We start from the raw sequence: 11,472 nt of genomic DNA on the forward strand, positions 1-11,472 counted from the left end.
AGCTGTACTCCCGATGCTTTCGCTAGCTCTATGATGGTCTTAAAAAAGTTTCCCACTTCACTCTTTCAAGCATTTTGATAGTTCAATACTCATAGGTCTTATTGGTAAAGGTTTATTTTCTGCTATAGCTTGCTGACGTTCTTGCGTGATTGCTTCCCAGCATCTGTAATCTTCATCTTGTCTTTTCATTAAATCAAATTGGGCAAGGTAGGTATTTAGCTTTTCTTGAACCTTTGTCACTTCTCCATCTTTAGCGTGTAAAAATGCTATTAAATGCGGGACATCTTCTGGAAATAGTCTTGGATTACACATTTGTATATAAGTTACTATCAATCACCAACCTAAATTACATCTACCCTCTTTAGAATATTTAGGATAATGTATATATTTTTCATCATCCATAAAAACATAATCGAAATATTCTTCTAATATTTCTCCAGTATCATATAATTCGCTTAAATGAAAATGATATTGTTTAACATTACTTCTAAAAATTCACCTAAATTTTCTAAGGTTATATCTTCTACTGCTTTAAATTCTACAGAATTAAAGAAATATAAATCTATATATTCTTGAAGTGTTTTTCTGATATATGCATCTTCTTCATTTATTTTTGCATACCATAATTTATCTGTCATTGTTTATTTCATTTTGTTATTCTAGTAATTTATACCGCTTCGAGGTTTCATTAAAGTTTTTATTACCTTATTTGCATATTTTTGTTGTGATTAGGTTATTTTTTAAAACAGCATCTCTCTCTATTTCTTGATATGTCCTTACATGAGCTACATTACCACTTGTATTATCAAATATTACAAACTGGTCATTTTTTATATCAACAGCAATAAGTTTTTCAGTATCATTACTTATGTCATAAGCATTTTTTAAAACCGTTTTAGGTTCTTTAGATGCTGGACTTTTTGACCACTTGAATTGAAGGTGATAATAAATGATTAGTATTTTAAGTTATTTTTTTGGATATCGTGGTCAAACCACGGTATGACACGAATGCGTTTTTCTACACATTATTAGTATATCAGGTTCTACCACACCTATCACAAATAGGGCTATAGTTTTATTTAGAAGATGGTGCCAATGTGGGGATTTGAACCCCAGACCTACGCATTACGAATGCGCTGCTCTACCAGCTGAGCTACATCGGCTGAAATATGATTATATTATGCTGAGATATGGATTCCTACGAGACATGTTTCGTCATTGCGAGCGACGACTGACAAGGAGCGTGGCAATCCAATAAAAAATTTTAAAATGCTAAAAGAATAGCATCCTTAATTGGACCCCGTGGTCAAGCCACGGGGTGAAAATGAGATATCTTTATAAATGCGTCGAAAATCTTAAATGGAAATGCTGCGTATCGTCATATTTCTTCTTCTTAACCGGGAAACCCCAATCCATTCTGATTGGTGCAAAACGTGTTACCCAAATAAAGCCGAAACCAATGGAAGCTCTAAGAGATTTATCGTTATAAAAACCGTTTGGAGTTTGATATTGTTTCTTATTTAGGCCTACTCCCCAAACGCTTCCTAAATCCATAAAGACTGTACTGGTTAAATTAAATTCCTCAGGTATAGGTGTTGGGAAATTAAGCTCTGTTGAGAATGTGTAATATCGCTCACCACCAAGTCCTTCGTTAGTGACCTTTTCACGAGGTCCTACACCACCGCTTGCAAAGCCTCTTAAACTATAATCACCTAAATTAAAGCGATCGGAAATTCTAATAATTTTTCCTCCAAGCCCTGCAATATTGCCTCCAGAAGCAGATAATTTTAAAGTAAGCTTGTTATGTATGAAAGATTTATAATATTTACCGTCAACTTCATGCTTTATATATTTGTTATCACCTCCAACGCCGGCAAATTCTTGTGCGCCGCTTACTAAATAACCGTTCTTTGGAACAATTTTATTATCGGTTTGATCATAAGTAATAGTATGTCCTATAGCAGAAGTAATGAATCTTCCCATTTGCTCCTTTAAGAATATTGAGCTTGATGGAGCTGGAGCACTTAAAATATCACGTTTGATTAAATAATCTATTTCGTGACCTAAATCCTCTTTAATTTCATAACCAAGAGAAGTTTTGACTCCTATAGAGTGTAACTTATAGCTTTGATCAGTTGTATTTAATACACTAGCACCGCGTCCGGTATAGTTTCTAAACATGTTTACGCCAAGTGATAAATCACGATCTAAAAAGTGCGGTGCGGTAATACCACCGTAATAGCTTGTAGTGTTTTTACTTACTTGCACACCGGCATTAAGCAGTTTCCCGGTACCGACTAAATTACGCTCTAAGAAAGAGAAACGTCCGAATAAACCGCCGGCAGTATTATATCCTAAATCAAAACCTATAGAGGAAGTAGATTTTTCATCAACTTCAACGTTAACATCATATTTATCTTTAGCTTTAGTCGGAGCTAAGCTAATTGCTACTTTCTCAAAATAATCTAAATTTCTAAGATTACGCTCACCTTTTTCAATATATGAACGATTAATTATATCACCTTCTTCTATTTTAAATTCTCTTCTTATAACAGGGTCTTCGGTTTTAAGGTTATTAATAATATTAATTTTATTAATATAAACCTTATCAGCTTTTTCAATAATAAATTTAATATCTGCAGTATGATTAGCATTTTTCATTATATCCGGATAAACATTTACCGTAGGGTAACCGTTCGCTGTAAAATATTCTCCGATTTTTTCAGCTATATCATTAACCTTTTTCATATTGAAAACCTTGCCTTGCTTAATATTAACAATTTTATTAAGTGATGTTATATCTATATTAGTTAATTTATTGTCTATTGTAATATTACCGAAGCTATATTTTTCTCCCTCTTCAATGGAATAGGTAATGGTGAAATATTCTTTAGTATTATTGAGTTCTGCTGATGCCGAAATTACTCTAAAATCTGCAAAGCCTACAGATTGATAAAACTCTCGCAGTAATTCTTTATCATACTCCATTCTATCAGGATCATAAGTATCGTTACTTTCTAAAAAACGAAACCAACGAGATTCTTTAGTTAAAACAATAGATTTAAGTTCTGAATCACTATAATTTTCATTACCGCTAAAATAAATATAGTTAATACCGGTTTTTGGTCCTTCTGCTATATCAAAAATAACCTTAACTCTGTTGTTTTCTAAATTTTCGATTTTAGGTGTTACCGTAGTAGCAAAACGTCCGCTACGTTTATAAATTTCTAATATTTTCTTTACATCTAATTCAATTTTAGCTTGGCTAAGAGATTCACCCGACATTGTGTAAATTTCTTTAGCGAGCATATTAGTTTTGATTTTAGAATTACCGCTAAATACTATACTACTTATAAAAGGCGTTTCAGTAACGTTAACTATTAAATTACCATCATTTGTTATATGCATATTTATATTTCTAAAAAGTGAGGTGGCATATAAACGTTTTATTACCTCATCTTCTTTAGAATTATTATAGGTTTCTCCTACCTTAAGCTTTAAATAGCTCTCAATAGTAGAACGCTCAACCCTATGATTACCTTCGATAGTTATTTTACGAATTACAGAGTCAGCTAATGAAATATGATAATAAAAAATCGTTAATAATAAAATTGTTAACTTACTAATTGATCTGATTGTCACCTAAAACCTTCTTTAAGATTTAATTTAAATTTCTGTGTTTAAACCCAATGTCATCCCCCGTGGCTTGACCACGGTAAAAATAATAAATTAGATACCGCGTTCAAGTCGCGGTACGACAAAGAATTGGATTTTCGCTTTTAGCTAAGAATAATATAAAGTTCTCCTAACTAATGCATTCAAACATAATTAATGTGCTCCACTATAGTAGATAATATAAACGAGAGCAAGCAAATCTATAAATTTAGGAAAACAAATTTTGTATATCGTTGGAAACAGCAATTATAATAAGAAAAATTATGATTATTGCTCCTAATTGTAACAAAATATTTTTAGTCTTAGGATGCGGTAATTTACCTGTAATTGCTTCATATAATATAAATACTAAATGTCCGCCGTCAAGCACCGGTATAGGTAGTAAGTTAAGTAACCCTAAATTAACGGAAAGCATTGCTATAAATAACAGATACATTTGGGTTCCACCAGCTATAGATTTGCCTGACTCTTTAGCAATAGCTATCGGCCCTCCTATCTCATCGAATGAACGTTTTCCTACAATCATTTGCGATATTGCGTTTAGAGTTAAAGCAGACATATCTATAGTAGTATTAATAGCTTCCCATAATCCTCCTAAAATTCCTATTTTAGTATGAATAGGTTCATTTTTAGCTATAATACCGATGCGAAGAGTTTTCTTAACTTGCTTTTCTTCGGGAGGTGATATAATTATTTCTTGAGGCATTATATTAACGATAAATTCCTTACTTTTTCTTTCTATAGTTAAAGTAGAAGAGCTAAAACCGTTAATTAATATCTCTCTTTGCACGTCCCCGAAATCTTTAACAGATTTATCGTTAACCTTAACAATTTTATCTCCTGCTCTTAAGTCTGCTCTCTCTGCCGGTGATGAAGCTACTATATTACCTATTATAGGAGGAATCTCTGTTTTTCCAAAGTAACAATAAAAACCTGCAAATATTATTATGGCAAGTAAATAATTAATTAACGGACCTGCTGCAACGATTAAAAAACGTTCTAAACAAGATTTAGCATCAAAAGCTACTTTTTCGTTAACTTCTTTAGTCTTATCCATAAGCCTGCGATCATAGCCGTAAATCTTGACATAACCGCCAAGCGGTATAAGGCAAATCTTCCACCTAACTCCTTTTTTATCGGTAATGCCTATTAGCGCTTTACCGAAACCTATCGAGAACTCCTCAACTTTTACATTAAAATATCTAGCAATACAATAATGCCCCAATTCATGGATCAATACCAAGATACTAATTGTTATAATAAATCCTATTATAGAGAGCATAAAAATTTTATAAGTTTACTAATAAATTATTTTAAGGTATACATTGTAAGGTTATAGATATCATTTCGTCGTTGTGAGTGGACGTTGTTACTTGGTTTCCGATGTCATTCCCGCGAAAGCGGGAATCCACAGAAAAAAAATGAAGTAATCCAAATGTATTAGTTTTAAAAACTAATAGTATTTATGTTTTTGAATTACTGGATTCCCGCTTTCACGGGAATGACATCACGCCATATCACATTACGCATTGACGAAAATTAAATTTTAAATTTCTTTTCTCTATGAGTTCAAATAAAATTAATAAAAAGTCGATTGCACGTATTGCAGCAGTGCAAGCTATTTATCAAAACATATTGCAAAATAACGACGATATGGATGATATCATGCAAAATGTACTTTCTTTTTATCAAAATAATAATTCTATAACAGATTTACCTGAGAATTTAAAAATATCATTAAGTATAAGTCATTTTAAAATGCTGGTAAAGTCAGTATTTGAAAATATTCATAAACTAGACGAAATTATTGACAATCATTTAACAAATGATAAAGATCCTGCACATATGCCAATCTTACTCCGAGCTTTATTGCGTGTTAGTATATGTGAGCTATTATTTTGCCCTACTACGCCTGCTAAAGTAGTAATCAACGAATATACGGACATAGCAAATGATATGTTAAATGAGCATGAAATTGGTTTTGTTAATTCTGTATTAGATAAAATAGCAAAAGAGCATACTCGTTTAATTTGAAAAATTGGCTATAAGTACTGTGGTACTCAAGTATTATTAATGGCTTTCGTGCCTCGTCTTATGGATTCCTTGCTCTTTTCCAGATTAAACTTCGTTTACTTATTCTTCATTTATTTATAAGTATAAAAGATTTTATGACAAATAATTTAAGAGGTTATAGAAATAAATTCGTTAGAGTTAAGACTTCTAAAAAACGCACCATCTCTTCTAGTAATTGGCTGAGACGCCAATTAAACGATCCGTATGTTGCAAAAGCACGTATAGACGGCTTTAGGTCAAGAGCTGCATATAAACTACTTGAAATTCATGAAAAATTTAAACTTTTTACTCCTAACATGAAAATTGTTGATCTAGGAGCAGCTCCTGGGGGATGGAGTCAAGTAGCTTCTAAGCTGATTAAAGCTTCGGATAATAACCTAAATAATAAAATCATCTCTATCGATGTGTTAGAAATTAAACATGTTGCTGGAGTTGAATTTGTTCAAAAGGACTTTTTTGAAGCAGACACGGAAGAATTAATTATTCAGGCTTTAGACGGTAGAGCTGATATAGTAATGAGTGATATGGCATCAAATACCATAGGTCATAAAGCTACAGACCATATAAGAACCTTACTTTTATGTGAGCAAGCTTTTGAATTTGCTTTAAAAGTACTAAAACCCTCCGGTCATTTTATTGCTAAAATTTTTCGTGGCGGTGCAGAAAATGAATTATTACATAAAGTAAAGCGTGAATTTAAAACAGTGAAACATTTTAAACCTTCATCCAGCCGCAGTGAATCTACGGAAATCTATTTAGTTGCTCTAAATAAGAAATAATGAATATGAAAGGCGAAAGGTGATTTCTGCCTATAAATTTATTTTTTTATTTAACATATTAGAGGATATAGATGATAATTACTTATATCTCCTGTTGTTTGGACTTCCTGAGCATATTCTTGACTGCAGCTTTGAAAATTATTATACATCCCAACTAAATTAGCTCCGGTTTCAGTTTCAACTATTTGATTATATAAATTATTTTTTAAATTTAGAGTATTTTTAGCATATTTTGGTGTTACTGCTTCCCAATCATCTATGGTTAAAGTAATATTCTGTTTCAAATCAGAAAAATTAACAAGTCCATGTTTACTGATTCCGGCTATGATTTCTTCAAAGCCTTCAACTATTCCATTAATTCCTAGATATTTTGTAACTTTTTGTTTGGCAAAATTATATAAATATGATGCCCTTTCTTCTGATTGTGATAGTGTTGTGTTTTTACCAGGAAGTACCATTGTTGTTTGTCCAAAATGCTTATTAGTAATATTAATAAGATTATGTTTTGCATTATATATCTTAGAATGGGTAGCTAGCTCTTTTATTGGAGTTGTTACTTTTCCGGTAAATAAATTTTTTTCTATGCCTCTTTCAATTATCGGTTTTGAGCCAGGGCTGTCAAAAGTTGTAGATTTATTAAAATGTAGGTTGCGAGAATGTATTTCTACTAAGGTTAAATCTGCAATTATTGCTCCAAGTGAATGACCGCTAGTATTAAAACTATATTCTGTGGCTTTACTTAAGCCACCTAATTTGTTAATTATTTCATTAACAAAATCCTGAATTGGAGTTAGTTTAGTAGGTAAGTAGTGCAGTGCGATAAGCAAGTCGTCTAATAAATCATATATATTGAATTTTGTGCCGGCACTAGCAATATGAACTTCTTTAGTGTCTTTATTTATAAATGCGACGGCTTTATAAGCATATTTAGCAGTGTTGATATTATCACATGAAGCAGTCAGTATTGCCCAGCCGCTATCTGTTAATTGTTCATGGACCTTTGATGCTTTTAGCTTATAAATATTTAAATCATCTGTTTTATATGCGAGGTCTAAACCTATATAAGCAAGCTTTTTAGTGCTAATATGTTTAGAATTTTTGTACGTAGGCATATCTACCTCTTTTTGATCAAAATTACCATAAAATATGATTTTTTCTAAAAAATGTCAAGTCAAATATTAATCTATTATTAAATCAAGGATTGATATTTGATTACTTTTGTCATATAGTGCATTTACAACCATGAAATATGGTAACTTAAATTAGGAGATAGACTATGTTGACATTATTAATACAAAACTTATTCAGAAGTAATAAACCGATCACTTACTTATCTTTAATAGAAAAAGCAAAAGCAGATTATAGTTTCTATACAAAATTAGCATCAGGAAGCTTTTTTGTAGGAGTAAGTAGTTTGTTTTCATTTAGTAGTTGGTTAAACAAAATACCTTTAATAACATGGGGTGTTTTTGGTACTAGTTATGGGGCAAAAGGCATTATGGAGAGTAATGAACAAATAAAGCTTTTTACTCAAGCTCATGAAGCAACTAAAGTTGAAGAGTATTTGGCTACTTCGGGGTTAGGAAGTTTTGTATACGGTACTGCTATAGATAAAAACGGTATAGATAAATTTACCGGTAAATATATTGAAGGAACAAACGCTAAGATAATATCTAATGCAATAACTCGCGTACCAACCTTAAGTTTAACGGAAGACGGCGTTGGTTACAAACATAATGGTGGCTATGAAATAGTAGAGTCAACAGATCGTGCGTTATATCAGGCAATACCTGGCGTGAAAGGACAATATACAAATAAATTAGTTCTAGATACTAGTATTCTTCCTTTACATGCTTGTATTATTCAGCAGCTAATACAAAATGGCTATTCAAGTGAAGATATTGAAAAAGCTTTAAGTTTAGGAACTGTTGCAAAGAGAGAAAGTTACAAAAATAAGCAATTAGCAGCATACAAGCCAAATTTGACAAGTAAGTTATGGCATGGTACAGAAAAAGCTATGCAAAATAAAGTAGTAGAACTTTCAAAAGAAATACAGAAATATGCTGAAATAAATGAAGCTTATGAAGAATTATTTAATTATCATACTTCCACTAGTGAAGAACAAGAAGAGCAGTTTTATAGCCTTGATTATAATAATGATGATCACACTCAAATCTTAGGAGATGAGGGAGATGGAGGATATATATCTGATATTGCCTAGTAACTAAATACAAAACTTTCTCAAGAGTAAGGTTATAGATCTATAACCTTACTCTTTATTTATTTTATAACCTCTTTAGCTCTCCTTTCGAAAGCTATAATCATTTTTTCGGTTGCTTTGGTAAAATAAGTGTCGATTAATTTATCCAGTATTACGGATTTCATTTTAAAATCAATAAAGAATTTTAATGCAGTTCCTGCCGTGCATGGAACAAAGTGCCAAGTACTTTTTAAATATTCAAAAGGTCCTGAAATAGCTACCGTATTAATCAAATATATTCCATCATCTGTTATTTCGCTTGTAACTCGTGAGTTATATTTTTCTGAAAAGCCTTTTAACTGAATTACTAATTCAGCAATAACCTCTTGATTATTTTCTGAAATAATTCTAGAAGCAGAACACCAAGGCAAGAATTTAGGATAAGATTTTACATCCCAGACCAAATCAAACAATTCTTGCGGTTTATAGGGTAAAATTTTAGTGTGTTGAAGACAAGGCATTAGAAATCTGTGACTTTACCTTTATGCTGCCAGTCCCCGTATCTTGTCGGTTCTAGACCTTTAACACCGCCAATTTCTTTTTCTTTTGGTAAATTTTCTTTTTCTGATATACTATTAGATATCTTTACAAACTTCACTTCTAGAGGTAATTTAGACATCGATCCGGTACTCATCAAATCCTCACGTATGTCCATATACGCTGTAGTGCTGCGTTCCGTGTCTCCTGTACATTCCTCTCTATAAGCTGGTTTGGAAAGATGTTTATTATCTTTTTTATCGTCCATAGTACTACAATATATGAAATATAACCGTATTTATATTAATAGTCGTTTAGCTGAAAATAGCAAGATAGAATTAGCACGTGATCATCATGTTCATTATGTCAAAACGGTGCTACGTCTTAAAGTAAATGATTGCTTACGTCTCTTTAACGGTACGGATGGAGAATTTCTAGCACAAATTAACGATATAGGTAAAAATAACCTATCGGTTAGACTGAAAGAACAGTTAAAAAAGCCTTATACAGAATCTACGTTAACTCTTGCTGTTGCTATAATAAAGCAAGATAAATTAATGCTTGCAATAAATATGGCTACGCAACTCGGTATAACTAAAATTATTCCGTTAATTACTAGGTGGTGTCAATTTAGATCGGTAAATATCGAACGTTTAACGAAATGTGTTATTGAGGCAACAGAGCAATCAGAACGTCTTACTCCCCCGATAATTGAAAAAGCTATCACAATACAAGATTACCTAAAAAAGAATAATAATTTGATGTTATATGCTAATGAACATGAAAAAGAAGAAAATTCTATATTACGAATTTCATCATCACTTAGTAATAGTGATATAACTATTATTGTAGGACCGGAGGGAGGCTTTACTAATGCTGAGCTGGAACTTCTTGCCTCATATAAGAATACAAAATCTATAAGTTTAGGAAGTAATATATTACGTGCTGAAACAGCAGCAATAACTGCTATAGCACAAGTGAGGTTGTTAGGTAGTCATTGCGAGGAAATTGCATAGCAATGGACGAAGCAATCTCAGGAGTTTGTTATGATTTCATGAGATTGCCACGCAGCCTACGGCTGCTTGCAATGACGAAAAGGTAGAGTTACTTCGCCTTTTCTATTCCGGATTTACAAAATAGCTTACCTAAACAAAGGAAAGAATATACACCACAAAAGCCTATAATTATATAAAGTATTGTAACAATAATTGGAAATGAGCCAAATAAAAGTGTGACTAAATTAAAATTAAATAATCCGACTAAGCCCCAATTTATAGCACCTATAGAAGATAATAAATGTACAGTAGTAATCAGTGGATTATTAGAATTTATTAACATATTGAAGCTCCTTTTAGTTAAACGTAAAAGACCTTGTTGTGTGGCTCATACCTCTGTCATCCCACAACTTGATAGCGGGATCCAGTTAAAATACTAAAATTACACTAGTATTATGGGCTACATTTTTGGATCCCGTGGCGAGGCCTCCGGGATGACACTATATGCGTTTTCCAAGCCATGCAACAAAACTAACGTCAAATAATAATTCCTCATTTTGAGCTATATGTCTACTAAATTTTATTATTCTATAATTTATTAATCCTTCTTAAAAGTGTGATATATTACAGGTATAACAAAAATTGTAAATATAGTACCGATGCTTAATCCTCCAACTATTACAACACCTATAGAATTACGAGCAGCAGCACTGGCCCCGTCTGCAAAAACTAGAGGTAAAGCTCCGACTACGGCAGCAAGAGTAGTCATAAGAATTGGACGCAAGCGAAGTTTTGAGGATTCTATTATAGCTTCTTGAACCTTTACTCCTTTTGCTCTTAGCTGATTAGCAAATTCTACTATCATAATAGAATTCTTAGTAATTAATCCAATTAAAGTAATAAGTCCTATATTACTATACATATTAAGGCTATTACCGGCAAGCCAGAGAGCAAGTACACCACCGGTTATTGAGAAAGGTACGGCGAGTAATATTAATAAAGGGTCAGTAAAGCTTTCAAATTGAGCTGCAAGCACTAAATAGATAAATATAAGAGCAAACACAAATGTTATAAGCATATTACTGTCTGCCTCTCTCATTTGTTTAATTTCTCCTATATATTCAATTATAGTATTACTAGGATTAAGTAACTTAACGGCTATTTTATTGATTTCATTAATTGCATCATCAATTTTCCTGTTAGGAGCAAGATC

General features: G+C 32.1%; 11 protein-coding genes, 1 tRNA gene and 1 pseudogene. 4 read left to right on the forward strand and 9 right to left on the reverse strand.

The features are described 5' to 3' along the window. Positions 1-57: 57 nt before the first annotated feature. The 4 genes and pseudogenes from BG75_RS10470 to rseP form a co-directional block, all read right to left on the reverse strand. Positions 58-638: pseudogene (locus BG75_RS10470) on the reverse strand (hypothetical protein). Positions 639-1,087: 449 nt separating this feature from the next. Continuing rightward, positions 1,088-1,163, reverse strand: a tRNA-Thr gene (locus tag BG75_RS01455). Positions 1,164-1,335: 172 nt separating this feature from the next. Then, complete coding sequence (bamA, locus tag BG75_RS01460; RefSeq protein ID WP_062811175.1) at positions 1,336-3,642, reverse strand: outer membrane protein assembly factor BamA; 2,307 nt, start codon at positions 3,640-3,642, stop codon at positions 1,336-1,338. Between the two features lie 241 nt (positions 3,643-3,883). Next, positions 3,884-4,957, reverse strand: a complete 1,074-nt coding sequence (rseP, locus tag BG75_RS01465; RefSeq protein ID WP_062811176.1) for an RIP metalloprotease RseP — start codon at positions 4,955-4,957, stop codon at positions 3,884-3,886. A 281-nt stretch (positions 4,958-5,238) separates the two neighbouring features. Between rseP and nusB the strand changes: the two genes are divergently transcribed. After that, complete coding sequence (gene nusB / locus BG75_RS01470; RefSeq protein ID WP_012736449.1) at positions 5,239-5,709, forward strand: transcription antitermination factor NusB; 471 nt, start codon at positions 5,239-5,241, stop codon at positions 5,707-5,709. 134 nt (positions 5,710-5,843) lie between these two features. Further along, a complete protein-coding gene (locus BG75_RS01475; RefSeq protein ID WP_062811177.1) occupies positions 5,844-6,527 on the forward strand; it encodes an RlmE family RNA methyltransferase in 684 nt (227 codons plus the stop codon). 50 nt (positions 6,528-6,577) lie between these two features. On the opposite strand, the gene BG75_RS01480 is transcribed toward BG75_RS01475, so the two are convergent. Then, positions 6,578-7,639, reverse strand: coding sequence for a hypothetical protein (locus tag BG75_RS01480; protein WP_062811178.1), 1,062 nt, complete (start codon positions 7,637-7,639; stop codon positions 6,578-6,580). A gap of 164 nt (positions 7,640-7,803) precedes the next feature. On the opposite strand from BG75_RS01480, the gene BG75_RS01485 reads away from it, so the two are divergent. Then, positions 7,804-8,748: a hypothetical protein gene (locus BG75_RS01485; protein WP_062811179.1), complete on the forward strand. Its 945-nt coding sequence runs from the start codon at positions 7,804-7,806 to the stop codon at positions 8,746-8,748. A 59-nt stretch (positions 8,749-8,807) separates the two neighbouring features. Here the strand turns inward: BG75_RS01485 and BG75_RS01490 are convergent, their stop codons facing one another. Both BG75_RS01490 and BG75_RS01495 read right to left on the reverse strand, forming a co-directional pair. Beyond that, positions 8,808-9,248 (reverse strand): type II toxin-antitoxin system RatA family toxin, encoded by a 441-nt coding sequence (locus tag BG75_RS01490; RefSeq protein ID WP_062811180.1) that lies wholly within the window; start codon positions 9,246-9,248, stop codon positions 8,808-8,810. Continuing rightward, positions 9,248-9,532, reverse strand: a complete 285-nt coding sequence (locus BG75_RS01495) for a DUF1674 domain-containing protein (protein ID WP_062811181.1) — start codon at positions 9,530-9,532, stop codon at positions 9,248-9,250. Before BG75_RS01495 ends, BG75_RS01490 begins: the two co-directional genes overlap by 1 nt. A gap of 13 nt (positions 9,533-9,545) precedes the next feature. Between BG75_RS01495 and BG75_RS01500 the strand changes: the two genes are divergently transcribed. After that, on the forward strand, positions 9,546-10,280 hold the full coding sequence (locus BG75_RS01500; RefSeq protein WP_062811182.1) for a 16S rRNA (uracil(1498)-N(3))-methyltransferase: 735 nt from the start codon (positions 9,546-9,548) through the stop codon (positions 10,278-10,280). Positions 10,281-10,368: 88 nt separating this feature from the next. Here the strand turns inward: BG75_RS01500 and BG75_RS01505 are convergent, their stop codons facing one another. Both BG75_RS01505 and BG75_RS09415 read right to left on the reverse strand, forming a co-directional pair. Further along, the gene (locus tag BG75_RS01505; protein WP_062811183.1) at positions 10,369-10,602 is read right to left on the reverse strand and encodes a DUF378 domain-containing protein; all 234 of its coding nucleotides are present in this window, start codon (positions 10,600-10,602) and stop codon (positions 10,369-10,371) included. A gap of 255 nt (positions 10,603-10,857) precedes the next feature. Continuing rightward, a partial coding sequence (locus BG75_RS09415) for an efflux RND transporter permease subunit (RefSeq protein WP_252903572.1) occupies positions 10,858-11,472 on the reverse strand: 615 nt, incomplete at its 5' end.

Origin of the sequence: Rickettsia endosymbiont of Proechinophthirus fluctus (assembly GCF_001602635.1) — a bacterium.
In the GTDB taxonomy this organism is placed as follows: domain Bacteria; phylum Pseudomonadota; class Alphaproteobacteria; order Rickettsiales; family Rickettsiaceae; genus Rickettsia; species Rickettsia rickettsii.